Below are 20422 nucleotides of genomic sequence, written 5' to 3'. Positions count from 1 at the left end.
ACATCTATTATACCATAAATCAAAAAAAAGCCAAAAAACCTCAGTTTCTTGACTTATTTTTCAACTAGAAAGAGTTTTTTGCCTCCTCAATCTGCCATAATACCTGCTTGAACCCTGTTCCTCCAAGCGAGTCGCGGCGCTCCACAGCTGTTTTAGACTGCAAAGCAAGATAAATATCTTCCTCAATTAAATCAGAAATTTCTTGATAGCGACTAAATGGCACATCTTGAAGGTAGTAGCCTGCCTTTGTACACTCCAAGACTAGCTTACCAACCACTTCATGTGCCTCACGAAACGGTAAGCCCTTACTTGCTAAATAATCTGCTAATTCTGTTGCATTTGAAAAGTCTTTTTCTGTGGACTCTGCCATGTGTTCCTGATTGACGGTCATGGTTTTTAACATTCCTGCCAAGATATCAATCGCAACGGTAATGGTCTCTGCGGTATCAAACATCCCTTCTTTATCTTCTTGTAAATCTTTATTGTAGGCCAAAGGTAGGGACTTCATGACAGTCAAAAGACCAATCAAGTTGCCGTAAACACGACCCGATTTTCCACGGATTAGCTCTGCCATATCTGGATTTTTCTTCTGTGGCATGATGGATGAGCCTGTTGAAAACGTATCAGATAGTGTGACAAACTGAAATTCATTGGAACACCAATTGATAATTTCTTCACAGATACGGCTCATATGCATCATCAAAATACTAGCATTGGATAAAAATTCTAAGATAAAATCACGATCAGAAACAGCATCCAAAGAGTTGCTATAAGGTTTGGCAAATCCCATCATGTCTGAGGTCAGCTGACGATCAATCGGAAAAGTTGTGCCAGCAAGCGCAGCTGCTCCAAGCGGAGATAAATCGGCATGTTTCATGTTAAACTCAAAACGCTCACTATCTCTGGTGAACATATTGTAGTAAGCCATCAAGTGATGCCCAAAGCTAATAGGCTGAGCGTGTTGAAGATGAGTATAACCTGGCATAATAGTGTAAACATTTTCTTCTGCCAAATCAACCAACACCTGACGAAGATTTGCCAGCTTCTCAACCACTTCTAGCAACTTATCTTTTAAATACAAGTGCATATCTGTTGCGACTTGGTCATTTCTAGAACGCGCCGTATGCAGTTTCCCAGCTACCGAACCAATTTTTTCTGTTAGAAGCGATTCCATATTCATATGGATATCTTCATTAGAAATATCAAATACCAGTTGCCCTGCTTCATACTCTTTTAAAAGCTCTTCTAAACCAGCTTTAATCGTATCTGCTTCTGCACTTTCAATAATACCTGTCTTTCCCAACATGGTCACATGAGCCAGAGAGCCTTGGATATCATATTTTGCCATTTTTTGATCAAATGCAATGGATGCTCCAAATTCTTCTACCCATTTTTCAAGGCCCGCTTCAAATCTGCCACCCCATAATTTTTTATCTGCCATTGTCTATCCTCTTTTCTCATCAATGAAAAAGGACGAGTATTCTCATCCTTAGCCTGTGTCCCTGCACATGATGATAAATCCCAACTCTCTCGGATGGGTTTATTTATCCTCGAAGTTATCTCTCAGGATAACCTTGTCGATAAAGATTAAGAAAAGAGACTCAGATGTACCTCTCTGTGTACTTTTATCTGAAGTCCTTTCTTGACCCCTTTAATTCTGTGATTGTTCTTGTACTTGTGCGTTAACCTGTGTTGGAAGCCCCCAAAGTTTGATGAAGCCAACTGCAGCATCTTGATCAAAGCTATCAGCTGAAGTATAGGTTGCCAAGTTCTCATCATAAAGTGAGTTTGGTGATTTTCTAGCTACAACTTGCGCATGCCCTTTATAAAGCTTAACTTTGGCTGTTCCATTAACGACAGTTTGTGTTTCTTTAATATAAGCAATCAAAGCTTTGGTTGCTGGGCTAAACCATAGTCCATTATAAATCAAGTTTGATAATTCATTTTCGATGATTGGTTTAAAGTGAGAAACTTCACGAACCAAAGTCAAATCTTCGATTTCTTTGTGAGCTGTTAGTAAAGTAATAGCTCCTGGACATTCATAAATTTCACGTGACTTGATTCCTACTAATCTGTTTTCAACGTGGTCAATCCGTCCTACACCATGAGCGCCAGCTATCACATTTAATTTTTGAATTAAATTAGCCAGGCTAAGCTCTTCTCCATTAACTGCAACTGGAACACCTGCTTTAAACTCAATGTCCACATATTCTGGAGTATCTGGAGCTTGTTCTGGAGCTGTTGTAATACCAAAGGCATCTTCTGGAGCCTGATTCCAAGGATTTTCAAGAACACCACACTCATTTGCACGTCCCCAAAGGTTTTGATCGACTGAGTAAGGATTATCAAGATCAGCTGGCACAGGAACACCATTTTCTTTAGCGTACTCAATCTCCTCTTCACGAGACCACTTCCACTCACGCACTGGGGCGATTACTTTCAAGCTTGGATCAAGCGCTGCAATGGCAACTTCAAAACGAACTTGGTCATTTCCTTTACCAGTACATCCATGAGCAATAGTTGTCGCACCTGTTTTGTGTGCAATTTCAACTAACTTTTTAGAAATCAATGGACGGCTAAGAGCTGATACCAGTGGGTATTTTTGCTCATAATAAGCATGGGCTTGAAGGGCTGGAAGAACATAATCTTGTGCAAACTCTTCTTTTACATCGATCACATAAGACTCAATCGCTCCAACAGTCAAGGCCTTATCATGAATAAAATCTAGATCTTTTCCTTCACCAACGTCCATACATACCGCTACAACATCATAGTCTTTTTTCAACCAAGTAATCGCAACGGACGTATCAAGACCACCTGAGTAAGCAAGGATAACTTTTTCTTTTGACATAACATTTTTCTCTTTTCTTATTCTTAATGGGTTGATATCACTCAACCTTATGTTATACAGTATAATGCATATTTATTCTTTTGTCAACATATTTATGCAAATATTTTTTGTTTTTTGGATAAAAATTCATGTTTTGCTATAAAATAGGGAATATAATACTATTTCATAGGTCAGCGTGTATAACGCCTACACAGCCCCACTAATCGTTTTTTACCATGTAATAAGAGCGACAGCCTCTAAATTATTTATTCATCATTGCCGTCTTCCTCATTTTTATATCCATTAACAAGCTAGATTCAACATTGGCTACCCTACATAACTCCTTGTTTCAATCAAATAAACAGCTCCTATTTACAAAAGAAAAGTCAGAGAATACTCCCCGACTTATGCAACATATTCTTTCTCAGCACAGATTATGATTGATAAATTTTTCGCTCTTTCAAAATTCTCCAAAAGTAATACGCTAAACTAAAATCTATCATCCCATGAATGGTTGAACCTAGACCAATCAAGCCAAGCATAGTCACCCAATAGGTATCAGAAGTCTGCCCACTTGAAGTAAGTATCATGACAACAACATACTCCCCTAAACCGTGAAGCAGATTAAGTCCAACCCCTAATATAAAAAAGTGCTTAGAATCCATTAAACTTGGAAATCGTTTAATTAAAAATGCACCCAAAGTGAGAAACATTAAGTGAGTAAATGAACGAAATACAATGACAATTGGAAAGCCTGCTAAGAAGAACCCTAGACTAGAACCCAAAGCTACCATTATGGCTGTTGTAGGTGAAATAAACATAGCAATAAACAAGGGAATATGACTGGCAAGTGTATAAGATGCTGGTCCAATAATAATTTTAATCGGCATCATCAGTGGAATTAGAATAGCAAATGCTGTTAAAATTGCACTAATAGATAACTGCTTGACAGAACTTTTAGGGGATAGTGTTAATTGAGACATCAGTAACCTCTCTTTCCATGAGTCTGATTATAAAACAAAACATTACAGGTGTCAAGACACCTGTAATGTTTTCTAATCTTCTAATAAAATTCCAGCATTCATTAAGGCAAGAGAAAGTTCTTGGTAGGCTTGAAAAGAAGGAAATGAGACTGTGTGGGTATGGACACCCTCCGTTAAATTACTCAAAAGCACACCCTGATAATGCTTCAAATTATCCAAAAAATGATCTCTATCTTCAAAGCTTGCAATATTCAGTTTACCAGACAATAAACCGTAAATAGGATGTTCAATTTCGACATCTAAAATCTGGGCTCCTCCTTCTAGTAAGATCGTCATTTCTCTTTCAACCTCCTTTGGACCATGCTGACAAACTATTTTACGAACATAAGCTCCCTCAATAGACGCTAGAGAAGATTGTAGTAGGTAGCCTCTTGGAGTCGCCAAAATCAAAGCCCCTTCTGCGCGAAGCAAGGCTACATCTCCCACAATAACTTGGCGACTGACCCCAAATTCTTTTGCTAGGTAATTCGCTGAAAGTGGTTGAGATGTTTTCTGTAAAAGTGATAAAATGTGCTTTCGTCTTTCTATTGCTTTCATATCGTCTCCCCTCTACTTTCTTTCATTATACCAAAATCCGAGCCATTTCATTCTTGTCTAAGAAAAAAACAGAAACTGCTACTCAGTTCCTGTTACACATTATTAATCTAATAAGGCTTGAATAGTTGCGATATCTAGACGTTTCATTGTCATTACTGCAGCATTCACAGCCTTAATCTGTTCTGGGCTAGCCGTATCATATGCCTCCATCAAAATACGTGGCACAATCTGCCAAGAAAGCCCAAACTGATCCTTGGCCCAACCACAAATTTCTGCTTCTGGAACTGCCGAAACAGTTTCATACCAACTATCCGCTTCTTCCTGACTATCCACATAGACCATTAGCGAAAAGGCTTCGTTAAAAGAGGTCACACCACCATATCCATGATCCATGGCGATCATTTTTTGATCTCCGATTAAAAGCTCCGCATAATTCAACTTGGCAGCAGCAACCGCAGCCTCACCTTCGCCATAGTAAGACAAGCGACCAAGATGAGCTTGAGGCAGCTTATCCTTGTAATAATCTAGCATAGGCTGGGCTAACCCGACTTGCTCTTGCGAGAAGAGTAGAAAGATATCAAACTGATAGGGGTTATCTAAGTCTGGTACATAGGACAATTGCCAAGATAAACCAAAGCGGTCTTCCAACCAAACATAGTAAGGACTGAAAGGATATTCTGCCAAAGGCATAAGCACACGTCCACCGTCTGATAAAGCCTCATAAAGACGGCTTACGTCATCCTTACTAGCTACATTTACCATGAGCGACATAGACTCATTAAGCTTGAAATACGGCCCTGCGCTAATAGCAGCCAGGGTCATGTCCCCTAGCTGGAATTGGATCAAATCAGAGTCGCCAGAAGGCGTATCTGTAATCGTATAGGTCCAGTCAATCTTGCCGCCGAAAAGGTCCACATAGAACTCTGCAACCTCTTTTGCCTCTGTATCGTACCAGAGATGTGGAATGATGGTTTGCATTGATTTCTCCTTCGAATTACTAACCTTAGGATAACACTTGCTCCTAAAAAAATAAAGCAAGTTGTCCACCAATTACCGTTGCATTATCCCAAATAAATAGAGAGTCTCTATACAAATCTGGACGTTATTAATACTCATCACAATAAGAAATCACACTTTACAGTACTGCCTAATCGTCAAATTCAGACGCTATAGCAGATATAATATTCTCACAAAAAACTATCTTACTATTATCGAGCTAAGAAAGCTACAAGAACTCTTAAATAAAGACACTAAAACCCATTATGAGTTCTTGAAACCTTCTTTCAAAAATAAAACTATCCTATACTACAGTATAGGATAGGATTCTATCAAAAGGTTATTTGTAAGACCTTACCTTTTATAAGTAAATCCTCGCAGTCGTGTGGCTGCGAAAATTTGTTTACAAACTCTTCAACATATTATCAATATGTTGGATAGATTTTTCACGACCGAGCAGATAAATGGTGTTTGGTAGCTCTGGTCCGTGCATTTCACCTGAGACGGCGATACGGATTGGCATGAAGAGGTTTTTACCCTTGATGCCTGTTTCTTTTTGGACTGCCTTGATTTGTGGGAAGATGTTGTCTGGTTGGAAGTCTTCGTCTGTCATGGCTTCCAATTTTGCCTTAAGAGCGTTGAGAACAGTTGGAACTGTTTCGCCTGCCATGACTTCTTTTTCAGCCTCTGTCAACTCTGGGAAATCAGAGAAGAAAAGATCTGTCAAAGGCACAATTTCATCCGCAGATGACATCTGTGGTTTATAGAGTTCTACTAATTTTTCTGCCTTATCTGTCAAACGACCAGCCTCTTCCAAGAATGGCTTAGCAAGATTAAAAACAGTCTCCAAATCAGCATTCTTGATGTACTCGTTGCTCATCCAATCCATTTTCTTCTGGTCAAAGGCTGCTGGCGATTTGCTGAGACGATTTTCATCAAAGAGTTGAATAAATTCCTCACGCGAGAAGATTTCGTCTTCGCCACCAGGGTTCCAGCCCAAAAGACCGATAAAGTTAAAGACAGCTTCTGGCATGTAACCTTTACGGCGGTAGTCTTCGATGAACTGAAGAGTATTGGTATCACGTTTGGACAACTTTTTACCAGTCTCAGAGTTGATAATCAAGGTCATGTGACCAAACTCTGGTGCTTGCCAACCAAGTGCTTCATAAACCATCAACTGTTTTGGCGTATTGGCAATGTGGTCATCCCCACGGATAACGTGCGAAATCTGCATATCATGGTCATCAATAACAACTGCAAAGTTGTAAGTTGGGTAACCATCACGTTTTTGGATGACCCAATCACCACCGATATTAGCCCCTTCAAACTCGATGTTGCCCTTGACCATATCATTCCACTTATAGATGCCTGCTTCATTGACAGCCAAGCGAACTGTTGGGACAATACCTGCTGCTTCACGCTCTGCGATGTAAGCTGCTTTTTCGTCCTCAGACATGCCTAGAAACTCATTGATATAACGTGGTGTTTCCCCAGCTGCTTCTTGGCGCTCACGCTCTGCTGCCAGCTCTTCTTCGGTCACATAAGATTTATAGGCCTTACCTTCAGCCAAGAGTTGATCAATATACTGTTGATAAAGTTCCAAACGCTCTGACTGACGGTAGTTCTCATGTGTCTCTGGGCTTTCATCCCAATCAATCCCCAACCAACGTAGGTTTTCCAACTGAGAACGCTCACCATCCTCCACATGACGTTTGCGGTCAGTATCTTCGATACGGATGATAAAGTCACCACCGTGATGACGGGCAAAAAGATAGTTAAATAAAGCTGTACGGGCATTACCGATGTGTAGTAGCCCTGTTGGACTTGGTGCATAACGCACACGAATAGTATTTGACATAATGTAAGATACCAAGACTAACTAAAACAGAAAACAAACCGTTAATAAAAGTAATGCTCTAGCTACTTTTATTAACCATTGCAACTGATTTAGTCCCTTTCTCCTTAAAAGTTTCAATCCCCACTATTATAACATACCTTGAAAGCTTGCGACAAGAAAGTAGGATAAAACAAAAAGGAAAGAAAGGCATTTCAATCATTCCTTACTTTCCTACTATACTGTATTACATCAAGGCATCTAAGATAGAGGTGCTTCCACCGCCACCATCTCCTCCACCTGTAACAATGTGATTACCGATCACTTGAGCGAAGGTTTCAATATTTAAACTCTGAACATAAATTTCACCGTAGCCTGAGAAGGTATTAACAATTCCCTCACCAGTACCGATAGACTGCAAAAAGCCATTTTCAAGGTGGATGTCATAATTAAGATCACGGCTCCAAGCCACCACATGCGCATTATCAATAGTAATCGTACCACCTGTCAGCTCTAACTTTTTGATAGAACCAAAAGCGTTAGCTAAGAGAGTTCCCTCACCTTCTGTCGTCATGACAAAAAGACCGCCTTGCCCACCAAAGAAAGCTCGTCCAACACTTTGACGTTCCATCTTATATTGAGCAGAGCCATCAAGAGCTAGGAAAGCTCCATCATTAAGACGATATTGCTTAGCCCCTAACTCAAGAGCAATCACTTGACCTGGAGTTGATGGAGCTAGCGCTAACTTCCCGTCTGCTGCATTTGACACGGCCTGAGTGATGAACATGGATTCTCCAGAAGTCATGGAACGCCCAATCGCTCCCAATAACTTCCCTAGACCTGATCCTCCACGCGCATTCAGACGTGTATTTAAGCTAACACTAGGAGTATGGTAAACCATAGATCCTTGTTGGATATAGGCAGATTCACCAGCTTCAAGAGCAATTTCAACAAGTGGAAATTGCATATTACTATCAATGGTATATTTCATTCGATTATCTGACATGAGAGGTTCTCCTTTTTTGTATTGTTAATATAATACAATTATACTTTTCAAATGACCACTTGTCAATCAAAAATAAGGTTTTATAGCAAAAAAAGCACGGCTTACGCTTAACCGCAATAGAAACAACACTTTTAAAAAAAGGTCAGCTCAAGCGCCAACCTTTTTTCTATCAACAGCTGCTATTAAGCACGGATAACTGGTAAAACACGTCCAGTATCCACATCATAAATTGCCCCACTAATCACAATATCTTTAGGAATCAAGGGGCTATTTTTTAGTAATAGAACATCATCTGTCACACTGGTTTCAATGTCTTCAAAAGGAAGAAAATCCACCGATTTGACATCATCACCTAAAACAGGCGCTAAATTGGTCCACAAGGCTTGATTATCCTTTTTGTGCAAACCACAATCGGTATGATGCATCACAATAATCTCCTTTGTCCCAAGTAACTGCTCTGAAATCACCAACGACCTGATAATATCATCTGTAACACGTCCACCAGCATTACGAATAATATGGGCATCTCCCAAACTCAAGCCAAAAATCTGAGCCACATGAATCCTTGCATCCATACAAGACACAATGGCAACCTCTTTTCTTGGCGGTGTCGGGATATGACCATTTGGAAAAACCCTCGCAAAGTTTTGGTTATTCGTCAAAAAATCATCAAATCGTGTCATTTCTTCATCCTCCTTTTTGTGCAATGAAAAGCATGACGGTTTCATATTAGTTTCATCTATCTTATCATGTTTTTCTGAAAATGTCCCTGATAAAGACAGAAAAAGCTAGCTATTGAATACTTTCTGCAAGACTTCACTGACTGTTGACACACCTATCACTTGGATACCATCTGGAACAGTTAGACCATGTAGGGAATTTTTCGGAGCATAAATCTTAGTAAAGCCTAATTTACTTGCTTCATTTACCCTTTGTTCAATCCGATTGACCCGTCTGACCTCACCTGTCAATCCAATTTCACCAATAAAACAATCTTGAGGGTTAGTTGGTTGGTCCTTATAACTAGATGCCAAGGCTACAGCAACAGCTAAATCAATGGCAGGTTCATCCAACTTCACTCCACCAGCTGATTTTAGGTAGGCATCTTGATTTTGTAGTAACAAGCCACAACGCTTTTCCAAGACTGCCATAATCAAACTTGCCCGATTAAAATCTAATCCTGTTGTGGTCCGCTTAGCATTTCCAAATACAGTTGGTGTTACCAAGGCTTGAACCTCAGCCAAGATAGGCCTTGTTCCTTCCATTGTTACCACAATAGCCGATCCTGTTGCCCCATCAAGACGCTCCTCTAAAAAGACTTGACTCGGATTCAAGACCTCTACCAGACCAGCTGACTGCATCTCGAAAATACCGATTTCATTTGTCGAGCCAAAACGGTTCTTTACCGCCCTCAAAATCCTAAAAGTGTGTTGACGTTCCCCTTCAAAGTATAAGACAGTATCCACCATATGCTCTAGCATCCGTGGTCCTGCCAGTGTACCCTCCTTAGTCACATGACCAACAATAAAGGTCGCAATATTATTGGTTTTAGCAAGTTGCATCAACTCAGCTGTCACTTCTCTAACTTGTGAAACAGATCCCTGAACACTGGATATGTCTGGACTCATGATGGTTTGGATAGAGTCAATAATCAAGAAATTGGGCTGAATTTTTTCGACTTCGGCTCTGATTGATTGCATATTGGTTTCAGCATAGAGGTAAAACTCATTATCAATATCACCCAAGCGCTCACTGCGTAGTTTGATTTGCTCTGCTGACTCTTCCCCTGATACATAAAGCACGGTGCCTTTATTGGCTAACTGAGTCGAAACCTGTAAAAGCAAAGTGGACTTTCCGATCCCTGGATCTCCTCCTATCAGCACTAAGCTCCCTGGAACAACACCTCCACCTAACACACGGTTGAACTCCTCCATATCCGTTTGGGTTCTAGCAACCTGACTAGAGGTTACCTGATTTAATTTAACAGGTTTGGTTTTCTCGCCTGTCAGGCTGACACGAGCATTTTTAACCTCGGCCACCTCTACTTCTTCAACAAAAGAAGACCAAGACGAACAATTGGGACAACGCCCCAAGTATTTAGGAGAGTTGTACCCGCACTCTTGACAAACAAAATTGGTTTTCTTCTTAGCTATTCTTCTATCCTCCCCAACTCTTCTTTAGTTTCCAGTACTTCCAAACCCACCCGTTCGTTGACCAGTTGCTAGATCACCATCAGCAACAAGAAAGGGCGCAAAAACACCTTGTACTACGCGTTCACCAACTTCAAGGACCACGTCTTGCTCCGTAATGTTTTGCATTTGTGCAAAAATATGCCCCTCATTTGCAGCATTACCATAATAATCCCCATCTATCACACCAACAGAGTTAATCAAGACCAAACCTTTTTTTCTTGGATTGGACGAGCGATCATAAAGGTAGAGGACTTCTCCTGCTTGCATATAAGCCTTTACCCCTGTTGGAACCAACTTGATCTCCCCTGGGGCAATAATGGTTTTTTCTGCAACCTTTAGGTCATATCCAGCCGCATGTGCTGTTTCTCGCTTAGGCAGTAAATCTTCGTTGTGATAGGTTGATACCAATTCAAATCCACGGATTCTAGACATAATTTTCTCACTTTCTACTCAATTCCTCTATTATAGGCTATTCGTAAAAGAAAAGCAAAAAGCCTGATAATTTTCTTTTTTCAAAAAGACAAGGTCTCATCACCTTGTCTTTTGTGCTATTCAAATACAAATTGATTATGATAAAGTTCAGCGTAAAAACCTTTTTGTCTAAGCAGTTCGTAGTGATTTCCACGTTCTAGCACTTCACCGTCTTTTAAGACAATAATTTCATCAGCATTCAAAATAGTTTTTAAACGATGGGCAATCACAAAGCTCGTACGCCCTGCCACAACAGCTTCCATAGCTTGCTGAATCTTGCTTTCTGTCACCGTATCAACGTTTGACGTTGCTTCATCCAAAATCAAAACTTGAGGATCTGTTAACAAGGTGCGCGCAATAGAAATCAATTGTTTCTGACCTGTCGAGAAGATGTTATTTTCATCATCAACCAGGGTTTCATACTGATCTGGAAGGCTATCAATAAATTCATGGATATGGGTCGCTCGAGCAGCAGCTTCTACCATTTCTTGACTGGCATCTGGACGACCAAAAGCAATGTTATCTCTAATGCTGCCACTAAAAAGAACAGATTCTTGTAACACAATCCCAACATTTTCACGTAGGCTATCAAGATCGTATTCACGAATATCACGACCATCAAACTTGATAGCCCCCTTATCCACATCATAAAAGCGGTTAATGAGATTCATAATAGTGGTCTTACCAGAACCTGTTGGTCCCACGACCGCCACCATTTTCCCTTTAGGAGCAGAAATCGTCACATCTTTAAGAACACGCTGACCTGGTAGATAACCAAAGTCAATCCCTTCAATTTCAACACTTTCTTTTAATTCTGTGAATTTAGGAGCAGAGATAGGACGAACCTCTTCTTCTTGATCAAACATTTCTTGAATACGCCCTGCACCAGTAAAGGCTAATTGCAACTCTGCCCAACTAGAAGCCACCTGCATAATCGGTTGATAATATTGTTGTGAATATTGAACAAAGGTAACCACTAAACCAAGTGCAGCTGCTGTTGTCATTGACTTATCATCCAATACTAGAGTTGAGCCCACAAAGATGACGATAGCTGTATTAATCAAGCTCATTCCATTCATCACTGGGAAAAGCAAACCAGCAAAAAGACGACCTTTAAAAGTTGCTCTTCTAACATTATCATTTAATACTGTAAAGCCTGCAATCGTCTCTTCTTGCAAACCTTGCACAATAATGGCTTTTTGACCTGAAATTTTCTCATCCATATAAGCATTGAGTTTACTTACCTCTGCCTGTTGAAGATCAGTGTATTTTCTAGCCATACGAACAATAAAAATCAAGAACAAAATAGCAACTGGGGTACTAGCTACTGTCACCCAAGCTAGCTTGGTATTTTGTGAAAACATCATCCACACAAGTCCAATATAAAGGGCAATATTAGACACCACTTGCGTTAAACTCTGGTTGAAAGAGTTTTGAATATTGTCCAAATCACTGGTAAAGCGAGATAAAATGTCACCATCTTTATGACGATCAAAAAATGCTACCGTCAGGCGCTCTAACTTCCCAAATAAGCCTTTTCTCATTCGGTTAGTTGAGTGTGCTACGATACGTGAAAAAAGTACCGTATAAATCAACATTGACAAGGCTGTAAAAGCATAGGTTAAAAAGAGTTTCCACATGACTGAGCCAAAGGCATCCATACTTGGACGTACCAAGTCTTGTCCTGTTGCCTCACTAATTGCCTTAGCTTTAAAATAGTCTTGTACCCAAGTCCCAAGCTCTGTCAAGGCCTCCCCAAGATAAACAGGAGCTTTAACTTGTAAATAAGTGGATATAATAATCGCTAAAAAAATCACGAAAAAGGATAACTTATAACGTTTAAAATAAAACCAGAAAAATCGTGCTGTTTTCATTATACATAGAGGTTAAGCTCAGCTTATTCCTCTTCCTCCTTTCCTTTTTGTGTCTCATAAATTTCTCGGTAAACGGCATTGGTCTCAACTAACTCAGCATGCGTTCCCTCACCAATTAAGCGGCCCTCATCTAAGACCAAAATTTTATCTGCTTTAACCACTGAAGAAATCTTTTGAGCAATGATCACTGTCGTCGTCTCTTTTAAATCTTTATTTAAAGCTTCTTGAACTAACTTTTCAGATTTAGCATCAAGAGCAGAAGTGGAGTCATCTAAGACCAAAACTTTAGGATTTCCAATCACACCACGGGCAATACTCATACGTTGCTTTTGTCCGCCAGAGAAGTTATTCCCACGCTCTTCAACTTGACTCTCATAAGTCTCATCCATACGATCAATAAACTCTTTAGCTTGAGCAATTCCTGCTGCACGCTCCATTGCTGCAATGTCTGCACCAGCACTTCCTTGACGAAGATTATCAGCAATCGTTCCACTAAACAAAATAGCCTTTTGTAAAACAATAGAGACTGTCTTTCTTAAGGTCGTCTGATTAAGATCTTTAAGATCGCGACCACCGATTGTAATACGTCCTTCTTGGGGGTCAAATAGACGTGGAATCAACTGCGCAAGGGTTGATTTCCCTGCACCTGTTGCCCCCACAACTCCGACCATCTGACCAGATTGAATTGTAAAACTGACATCTTTGAGTGTTGGCTCGGTATCATGTGGATAAGTAAAACTCACATGCTCAAAGACAATATCTCCTTTAAGATCCTCATCTGCATGTTCTTTGAAGGTCATAGCAGGCTCGGTATCCAATACTTCTTTAATACGGTTAAGGGCTACAAAGGCACGACTAGCTTGCATCCCCATAAAGCTCACCATGATAATTGAGAACATAATTTGCATCATATAGGTCATAAAGGAAGCAATGTTTCCGATAGCCTCTGGCTCAGTATCAACCATTTTAGATACCATGTAAATAGAAACAAACGTTGCCATATAAGCAATAAAGGTCAAGACAGGCATCATAATAGAAAAGCCATACCCGATAAATAAATTGAGATCAAGCAGGTCATTAGACACTTCCTTGAATTTGGCATATTGTGACTTTTCCTGTACAAAAGATTTGACCACTCGGACACCACGAAGGTTCTCTTTAGCAATACTGTTGATCTTATCCATCAAGCTTTGGAAAATCCCAAAACGCGGCCCCATCAATCCCATGATAACAGCCATTACTGCTCCAATCAGGATAACCATTAACACCAAGACCCACCATAAACTTGGTAGCGTTCTTACTGCCATGATGAAAGCACCGATAAACAAAATAGGAAGACGTAACAAGACTTGGAAAATCATCATCATCAAGTTTTGAATCTGCGTGACATCATTGGTCATGCGAACAACCAAGTTCCCTGCATTAAATTCCTCAATATTGGCATAAGAAAAAGTCTGGATTTTTCTAAACGTTGCCTCACGCAAATCAGCAGAAACACCTTGTGAAATTTTAGCGGCTAAGACGGTATTGACAATACCAGCTAGGAGACCTGCACCCGCAATCCCCAATAACCAAATCCCAATTGATGTAATCTTATCCTTATCGTTTTCCATCACCGCACTTAACACATCTTTGAGGTAGTTCGGTTGTAAAAGCGCACTTGATACGATTACAATCGTCATCAATACAGAAGCCATAACATACCACTTGTACGGCTTAAGTGCTTTTTTAAGCATATTTTCCTCCTTTTTCATGAAAAAACTCCTGGTTCAAGGTGTGAACAGGAAGTATTGCATTATTCAATGCCTATCATTCTAACACAAACACCTTAACTTTGCTAGTCTTAAGATTGTTTTAATCCAACTCCTTCCAATTGTACAAGTTTAGCGTAAATATGGTATAATATGAATGGTTTTCTATCATTAAGAGGAGAAAAATATGACAAAACAAAAAATTGCAGTTTTGGGCCCAGGTTCTTGGGGAACAGCCCTAGCGCAAGTATTAAATGACAATGGGCATGATGTTCGTCTTTGGGGAAATATTCCTGAACAGATTGAAGAGATTAACACCCATCATACGAATACACATTATTTTAAAGATGTGGTGCTAGATCCATCCATCAAAGCCTATCTTGATTTAAAAGAAGCTTTAGATCAGGTTGACGCCATTCTTTTTGTCGTTCCAACAAAAGTGACTCGTCTAGTGGCCAAACAAGTTGCTGAACTTTTAAACCATAAAGTTACCATCATGCATGCTTCAAAAGGTTTAGAGCCTGGCACACATGAACGTCTGTCTACTATATTAGAAGAGGAAATTCCTGCTGAGCTTCGTAGTGAGGTTGTGGTAGTCTCTGGGCCTAGTCATGCGGAGGAAACTATTGTACGTGACTTGACCCTAATTACTGCAGCATCAAAAGATTTAGACACTGCAAAGTATGTTCAAAATCTTTTTAGCAACACCTATTTCCGTCTTTATACCAATACGGATGTGATTGGTGTCGAAACAGCTGGTGCACTTAAAAACATCATCGCGGTTGGAGCAGGAGCCTTACATGGTCTTGGTTTTGGAGACAATGCCAAAGCTGCTGTCATCACAAGGGGATTAGCTGAGATTACAAGACTCGGTGTCAAGCTCGGAGCTGACCCTCTCACTTATAGCGGTCTATCTGGCGTTGGGGACTTGATTGTCACAGGAACCTCTATCCACTCACGAAATTGGCGCGCTGGAGATGCCCTAGGACGAGGGGAGAAACTAGAAGACATCGAACGCAATATGGGAATGGTGATTGAAGGCATCTCAACAACCAAGGTAGCTTACGAGATTGCACAGGAACTTGGTGTTTATATGCCCATCACTACTGCTATCTATCAGTCGATCTATGAAGGGGCTGATATCAAAGAAACTATACTAAGTATGATGTCAAACGAATTACGCTCAGAAAATGAATGGCACTAAGCCTTATAAAAAAAATGAATGCTTATCTTCTGAGCATTCATTTTTTTATAAGGCTTAGTCTCGACCAAAAATATCTCTTGTATAAACTTTATTGCGAACATCATCTAAGTTGTCATCGTAACGATTTGCAATAATAGCCTGACTTTTTTTCTTGAATTCTTCTAAATGATTGACCACTTCAGAGCCAAAAAAGCTAGAGCCATTCTCCAAAGTTGGCTCAAATATAATGACTTTAGCACCCTTGGCTTTAATCCGTTTCATGACCCCTTGTATCGAACTTTGTCTAAAATTATCGGAATGACTCTTCATGGTTAAACGATAGACTCCGATAGTTACTTCTTTTTCACTTTGATAGTGGAAGGTATCATGTTCACTATAGTCGTAATAGCCCGCCATTTTTAAAACTTGATCTGCTATAAAATCCTTTCGTGTTCGATTAGATTCTACAATAGCTGTCATCATATTTTGAGGAATATTATCATAATTAGCTAGTAATTGTTTACTGTCTTTTGGTAAGCAATAACCTCCATATCCAAACGATGGATTGTTGTAATAAGTTCCAATACGAGGATCTAGACCAACCCCTTCGATAATTGATTGTGTATTCAATCCCTTGATTTCAGCATATGTATCTAACTCATTAAAATAAGATACCCGTAAAGCCAAATAAGTATTGGCAAACAACTTAACCGCCTCAGCTTCTGTCGCCCCCATAGATAAAACACTGACATCTTCCTTTAGAGAAGCTGTTTTTAAAAAAGAAGCAAATTTTGAAGCAGCTGCTTTTAACTCTACCGAATCATTTAATTCGCTAGAAACAATGATACGCGAGGGATAAAGATTATCATAAAGAGCTTTTGATTCTCTCAGAAATTCTGGACTAAATAGAATATTTTCTGTGCCATATTTTTTTCTCATAGAAAGTGTAAACCCTACTGGGACAGTAGATTTAATCACCATAATTGCTTGAGGGTTCACAGCAAGTACTTGTTTAATAACAGTCTCAACGTGTTGCGTATCAAAATAATTTGTAGCACTATCATAATTTGTAGGAGCTGCTATGACGATAAATTCAGCATCCTCATAAGCCTTTTTAGCATCTAAGCTTGCCTTCAAATTTAAGTCCTTCTCTTTTAGATACCGTTCAATATAATCATCCTGAATAGGAGAAACTCCCTTATTAACAAGAACCACCTTTTCTTCCAAAACATCTACAGCTATTACTTGATGATACTGAGCTAGTAACACCGCCATTGACATTCCGACATAGCCTAATCCCGCCACTGCAATAGTGCTACTGGACTCAATATTTTGTACAGTTTTTTGTTCAACTGAAAAAAAATCTTCAATTTTATGGTTGGTTAATTCAGCTAGGCTTTCTAATTGAGCAATGCTGGGAACAAACTTTTCTTGTTCTATTCGAGAAACTAATGAACGATTGATACCAACTTTGTTAGCCAGATCTTCCTGAGTTAATTGGTGCCTTATCCTATAATCTTTAAGAACAGTTGCCAAAATTTCTTTAGAAAACTTTTTCATATGTCCCCTCCTTATCTTTCTGTCAGTATAGCATTTGTTCAAAAAAAAAACAAGAATGCAGAACATTCTTGTTTCTAATTACTATTTTGTTATTTTTAATATCATAATATCTTTACTATTCGCTCAAGTTCTGTCAAATTTAGCTGATCTGATGCTTGCTCCTCTTTTCCTTGTGAACTCATCTTATCAAAAATAATAATAGCCGTTTTTAAAAGAAGTTTGATGTCTAATAACAAGGAATAATTTTTGATATATAAGAGATCAAATTTCAACTTATCTCTAAAATCCGAGGTATACTTACCATAAACTTGAGCATAACCTGTTAAACCAGCTCTAACATGATGTCTCCAAGGATAGTGCGAGTCTTCTTGTGAAAATTGATCCACAAAAAACGGACGCTCAGGTCTTGGACCAACAATCGACATCTCTCCTTTTAGGACGTTAATCAACTGAGGAAGCTCATCAATCCTAGTTGCTCGAATGAATTTCCCAACCTTTGTCACACGTTGATCATTGGCTTGTGCTAACACTGGACCAGAGTGTTTTTCTGCATCTACAGTCATTGATCTGAACTTTAAAATAGAAAATATCTTGTTATCACGTGTCACTCTATCCTGTTTATAAAATATCGGCCCCTCACTTTCTAACTTTATCATACAAGCTGCTAGTAGGGTCAACGGCAGACTTAACACTAACATGAAAAGGGCTAATACAATATCAAACAGACGTTTAACGATATCTTGTCCCTTGGAGAGCGAATAAGGGGCCAAACGAAGCATATTTTCATCAGAAATATTAAAGAGATCTGAATCACGGACAAGCGTACTTTCTAAATTCGCTGTTAAATACATGTCCTTCTTTTCCCTCATCAGATAATCGTAAATCTCCAAAACTTCTGATTGATCGATAGGACCAACAAGATAAACAACATCTATCTGATCAATCACTTTTTTTATCTTCTCAAGGTAGTCAGAAAAGGCAACATAACTAAGCTCATGAAATGAAGAAGCCGAGGACTGAAAATTAGCAATAGCTGCTAGTACCTCTTTTTCTTTTCCTAAAATCAAAAGACGTTTCTGACCAATAACGAGTTTATACAGGCTAGAAACCATTATATAAAAAGCTCCAGAAATACTTGTGCTTAAGATAATATAGGCGAGATAAAACCATCCTGTAACATGGAGCTGATGAAAACTTCCCCACTCTACTATTAGCATGACAAGTGAAAAGAATAATTGAATAAAAAAAGCATTAACAAATAAAGAGCTCTTGGAACGATTATAATACACATGTGAATCAAACATGTTACAAATGATGAGATAAATCAGAACTAACCAAGGAAGAACACGGCTAAAACCACTCAACTCTAAAAGATTGTTATTTAAATTAGAAAATTGATCAAATAGCTCTTGAAACTGCAAAGATACAACTATTCCTGCTAACATTAAAATAACTTCAACAGCATAAACTATAATGGACCATAAACTTTTTGTTTTTATCATTCCATCTCCTCTTTCATTTTGTAGCATCAAACAACTGCTACAACGCTTTTACTCTTGATTTACGTCCTAGCTTTTTGAAATTCCCTAGCTCCCTGAAACATATATTTTAGATTAGCTAAAATAGAAATTTCTGGACGCATCATCTGACGTTTACGAATGGCAAATTGTATAATCAAGAGCCAATACCATTTGGGCGACATGCGCTTAAAAACAGCTCCTCGATTTTGGCACAAAGATGGGGTTGGGGTACGATCCCAATGCGATTCCCTATCTCTCAAGGTCGCTATTTTTTCTGGGTAGCTGTAAATCTTTAATCCTTTCCTCAAGGCATCGAAAAGTAAAATATTTTCTTCTCCAAAGGTATAAGGAGCTCCAATACCAAACCGTTCATCAAATGTAATCCCTCTATCTACTAGGCTTGACTTTTTAAAGCTGATTTGAACAGAGGAAGTCTTCATAGCAGTGATATGATTCATTTTTCCCTTTTTTAACGGTTTTTTCGATAATTCACTACGCTCTTGATCGACATAAAAAACGATCATATCCGCATCTGGAAACTCTTGATAGGCTTGATCAACAAGTTTTTCATAGTCTTCCACAAAGACCATGTCATCATCAGCAATCTGACAAATTGCAGTATATGGAGCTAAATTTAGAGCATCATTGCGGCTAGCACTAAGTCCGAGACGATCGCTATATAAAATTTTAGTTTTACCATCTTCCAACAGTTGTGAAGCCACTCTTCCTTGCCTTGATTGGTTGACGACAATGGTCTCAAGATTTTCTAAATTCATCTCCTTAACCAAGCCCTTAACATTTTCAGTATCTAAGGTTGCAACTAGTACGACCATACATTCTCCTTACATCCTTCTTTTAATAGCATTATAAGCATATCCTATAAATGGACCAACAGTCTCTATAACTGACAATCCTTCCACTTTTCTAAATAAATACCATGTTCTTTTAATCGCAGCAAACTTATTAGCTGATAGCGATTGATTGGTCCTTCTATAAATGGAAAGGGGTTGATTGATGCTATAAGCATACTTAACAACTTTTAAAATTTTCCACCATGTAGCTGTATCTTGCCCCCTCCTGACATTAGGCATTGCAATCTCTTCTTTACTAAGTTGCTCTAAATCAAGCATAACTGTCGAGGTCCAAATGGTATGATTCCTCAATGCCTCCTGATAGGAGATTTTTTCCGGAACAGTTATAGGAGCTTTGATAGGTTTGCCTGTTTCATCTGCAAATTGATATGATGTAAATGAAAAAGCATGACCATATTTTAGCATAAAAGCAACCTGTACTTCTAGCTTGTTTGGTAACCACAAATCATCCGCATCTAAAAAACAAATGAAGCGGCCTTTAGCATAGCTTACCCCTTTGTTTCTTGAAATCGCAACACCCGAATTTTGCACATTCTTTAGCAAACTAAGATTTGAATAAGCTGATAACATTTCTGATACCAGTTGATAAGAATTATCGGTGGACTGATCATCAACAACAATAACTTCAAAATTTTGAAAAGTTTGTTGAAAAACAGACTGAAGCGTTTCTTTTATAAAACTTGAAGCGTTATACATGGGAATAATAACACTAACTAGTGGTTGAGATAATTGAGATGGCATTATAAAAGCTCC

At 39.0% G+C, this 20422-nt stretch carries 17 protein-coding genes; 1 reads left to right on the top strand and 16 read right to left on the bottom strand.

Going from position 1 to position 20422, the window contains the following annotated elements:
• Positions 1 to 64: 64 nt before the first annotated feature.
• The 12 genes from argH to ACVRWY_RS01765 all read right to left on the bottom strand — a co-directional run bounded on the left by argH (position 65) and on the right by ACVRWY_RS01765 (position 14519).
• Positions 65 to 1441 (bottom strand): argininosuccinate lyase, encoded by a 1377-nt coding sequence (gene argH, locus ACVRWY_RS01820; protein ID WP_354367724.1) that lies wholly within the window; start codon positions 1439 to 1441, stop codon positions 65 to 67.
• Between the two features lie 210 nt (positions 1442 to 1651).
• The gene (locus ACVRWY_RS01815) at positions 1652 to 2851 is read right to left on the bottom strand and encodes an argininosuccinate synthase (protein WP_354367726.1); all 1200 of its coding nucleotides are present in this window, start codon (positions 2849 to 2851) and stop codon (positions 1652 to 1654) included.
• Between the two features lie 413 nt (positions 2852 to 3264).
• Complete coding sequence (locus ACVRWY_RS01810) at positions 3265 to 3813, bottom strand: hypothetical protein (RefSeq protein WP_354367728.1); 549 nt, start codon at positions 3811 to 3813, stop codon at positions 3265 to 3267.
• 72 nt (positions 3814 to 3885) lie between these two features.
• Positions 3886 to 4410: a transcription repressor NadR gene (locus ACVRWY_RS01805; RefSeq protein WP_354367730.1), complete on the bottom strand. Its 525-nt coding sequence runs from the start codon at positions 4408 to 4410 to the stop codon at positions 3886 to 3888.
• A 102-nt stretch (positions 4411 to 4512) separates the two neighbouring features.
• Positions 4513 to 5388 carry a VOC family protein gene (locus ACVRWY_RS01800; protein WP_354367732.1) on the bottom strand — a complete coding sequence of 292 codons (876 nt, stop codon included), beginning with the start codon at positions 5386 to 5388 and terminating at the stop codon, positions 4513 to 4515.
• A 421-nt stretch (positions 5389 to 5809) separates the two neighbouring features.
• On the bottom strand, positions 5810 to 7264 hold the full coding sequence (gene gltX / locus ACVRWY_RS01795) for a glutamate--tRNA ligase (RefSeq protein ID WP_354367734.1): 1455 nt from the start codon (positions 7262 to 7264) through the stop codon (positions 5810 to 5812).
• Between the two features lie 223 nt (positions 7265 to 7487).
• The gene (locus ACVRWY_RS01790; protein WP_354367736.1) at positions 7488 to 8246 is read right to left on the bottom strand and encodes a TIGR00266 family protein; all 759 of its coding nucleotides are present in this window, start codon (positions 8244 to 8246) and stop codon (positions 7488 to 7490) included.
• A gap of 182 nt (positions 8247 to 8428) precedes the next feature.
• Positions 8429 to 8929 (bottom strand): beta-class carbonic anhydrase, encoded by a 501-nt coding sequence (locus ACVRWY_RS01785; protein ID WP_354367738.1) that lies wholly within the window; start codon positions 8927 to 8929, stop codon positions 8429 to 8431.
• A gap of 105 nt (positions 8930 to 9034) precedes the next feature.
• A complete protein-coding gene (gene radA / locus ACVRWY_RS01780; RefSeq protein WP_354367802.1) occupies positions 9035 to 10399 on the bottom strand; it encodes a DNA repair protein RadA in 1365 nt (454 codons plus the stop codon).
• A 24-nt stretch (positions 10400 to 10423) separates the two neighbouring features.
• On the bottom strand, positions 10424 to 10870 hold the full coding sequence (locus ACVRWY_RS01775) for a dUTP diphosphatase (protein WP_354367740.1): 447 nt from the start codon (positions 10868 to 10870) through the stop codon (positions 10424 to 10426).
• 116 nt (positions 10871 to 10986) lie between these two features.
• Entirely contained in the window at positions 10987 to 12783 is a 1797-nt protein-coding gene (locus tag ACVRWY_RS01770; RefSeq protein WP_354367742.1) for an ABC transporter ATP-binding protein, read from the bottom strand.
• Positions 12784 to 12806: 23 nt separating this feature from the next.
• A complete protein-coding gene (locus ACVRWY_RS01765; RefSeq protein ID WP_354367744.1) occupies positions 12807 to 14519 on the bottom strand; it encodes an ABC transporter ATP-binding protein in 1713 nt (570 codons plus the stop codon).
• A gap of 202 nt (positions 14520 to 14721) precedes the next feature.
• Here ACVRWY_RS01765 and ACVRWY_RS01760 point away from each other — a divergent pair, with 202 nt between their 5' ends.
• A complete protein-coding gene (locus tag ACVRWY_RS01760) occupies positions 14722 to 15738 on the top strand; it encodes an NAD(P)H-dependent glycerol-3-phosphate dehydrogenase (protein WP_354367746.1) in 1017 nt (338 codons plus the stop codon).
• A gap of 54 nt (positions 15739 to 15792) precedes the next feature.
• Here ACVRWY_RS01760 and ACVRWY_RS01755 read toward each other — a convergent pair whose 3' ends face one another.
• The 4 genes from ACVRWY_RS01755 to ACVRWY_RS01740 all read right to left on the bottom strand — a co-directional run bounded on the left by ACVRWY_RS01755 (position 15793) and on the right by ACVRWY_RS01740 (position 20410).
• Positions 15793 to 17277 carry a nucleotide sugar dehydrogenase gene (locus ACVRWY_RS01755; protein WP_354367748.1) on the bottom strand — a complete coding sequence of 495 codons (1485 nt, stop codon included), beginning with the start codon at positions 17275 to 17277 and terminating at the stop codon, positions 15793 to 15795.
• A 101-nt stretch (positions 17278 to 17378) separates the two neighbouring features.
• Positions 17379 to 18779, bottom strand: a complete 1401-nt coding sequence (locus tag ACVRWY_RS01750) for a sugar transferase (RefSeq protein WP_354367750.1) — start codon at positions 18777 to 18779, stop codon at positions 17379 to 17381.
• Between the two features lie 59 nt (positions 18780 to 18838).
• Positions 18839 to 19630: a glycosyltransferase gene (locus tag ACVRWY_RS01745; RefSeq protein WP_354367752.1), complete on the bottom strand. Its 792-nt coding sequence runs from the start codon at positions 19628 to 19630 to the stop codon at positions 18839 to 18841.
• A 9-nt stretch (positions 19631 to 19639) separates the two neighbouring features.
• Positions 19640 to 20410 carry a glycosyltransferase family 2 protein gene (locus tag ACVRWY_RS01740; RefSeq protein WP_354367754.1) on the bottom strand — a complete coding sequence of 257 codons (771 nt, stop codon included), beginning with the start codon at positions 20408 to 20410 and terminating at the stop codon, positions 19640 to 19642.
• Between the last annotated feature and the right edge of the window lie 12 nt (positions 20411 to 20422).

Source organism: Streptococcus porcorum (assembly GCF_053203725.1).
The sequence above is the reverse complement of the archived record's forward strand: the minus strand, read 5'-3'. Positions and strand labels throughout refer to the sequence as shown.

What these genes read in the sequence shown, in the direction of transcription:
- ACVRWY_RS01755 (WP_354367748.1), bottom strand. Translation starts at nt 17,277, where the DNA reads ATGAAAAAGTTTTCTAAAGAAATTTTGGCAACTGTTCTTAAAGATTAT.
- ACVRWY_RS01815 (WP_354367726.1), bottom strand. Translation starts at nt 2,851, where the DNA reads ATGTCAAAAGAAAAAGTTATCCTTGCTTACTCAGGTGGTCTTGATACG.
- ACVRWY_RS01760 (WP_354367746.1), top strand. Translation starts at nt 14,722, where the DNA reads ATGACAAAACAAAAAATTGCAGTTTTGGGCCCAGGTTCTTGGGGAACA.
- ACVRWY_RS01805 (WP_354367730.1), bottom strand. Translation starts at nt 4,410, where the DNA reads ATGAAAGCAATAGAAAGACGAAAGCACATTTTATCACTTTTACAGAAA.
- ACVRWY_RS01800 (WP_354367732.1), bottom strand. Translation starts at nt 5,388, where the DNA reads ATGCAAACCATCATTCCACATCTCTGGTACGATACAGAGGCAAAAGAG.
- ACVRWY_RS01750 (WP_354367750.1), bottom strand. Translation starts at nt 18,779, where the DNA reads ATGATAAAAACAAAAAGTTTATGGTCCATTATAGTTTATGCTGTTGAA.
- ACVRWY_RS01810 (WP_354367728.1), bottom strand. Translation starts at nt 3,813, where the DNA reads ATGTCTCAATTAACACTATCCCCTAAAAGTTCTGTCAAGCAGTTATCT.
- ACVRWY_RS01765 (WP_354367744.1), bottom strand. Translation starts at nt 14,519, where the DNA reads ATGCTTAAAAAAGCACTTAAGCCGTACAAGTGGTATGTTATGGCTTCT.
- ACVRWY_RS01785 (WP_354367738.1), bottom strand. Translation starts at nt 8,929, where the DNA reads ATGACACGATTTGATGATTTTTTGACGAATAACCAAAACTTTGCGAGG.
- gltX (WP_354367734.1), bottom strand. Translation starts at nt 7,264, where the DNA reads ATGTCAAATACTATTCGTGTGCGTTATGCACCAAGTCCAACAGGGCTA.
- ACVRWY_RS01770 (WP_354367742.1), bottom strand. Translation starts at nt 12,783, where the DNA reads ATGAAAACAGCACGATTTTTCTGGTTTTATTTTAAACGTTATAAGTTA.
- ACVRWY_RS01745 (WP_354367752.1), bottom strand. Translation starts at nt 19,630, where the DNA reads ATGGTCGTACTAGTTGCAACCTTAGATACTGAAAATGTTAAGGGCTTG.
- ACVRWY_RS01790 (WP_354367736.1), bottom strand. Translation starts at nt 8,246, where the DNA reads ATGTCAGATAATCGAATGAAATATACCATTGATAGTAATATGCAATTT.
- argH (WP_354367724.1), bottom strand. Translation starts at nt 1,441, where the DNA reads ATGGCAGATAAAAAATTATGGGGTGGCAGATTTGAAGCGGGCCTTGAA.
- ACVRWY_RS01740 (WP_354367754.1), bottom strand. Translation starts at nt 20,410, where the DNA reads ATGCCATCTCAATTATCTCAACCACTAGTTAGTGTTATTATTCCCATG.
- ACVRWY_RS01775 (WP_354367740.1), bottom strand. Translation starts at nt 10,870, where the DNA reads ATGTCTAGAATCCGTGGATTTGAATTGGTATCAACCTATCACAACGAA.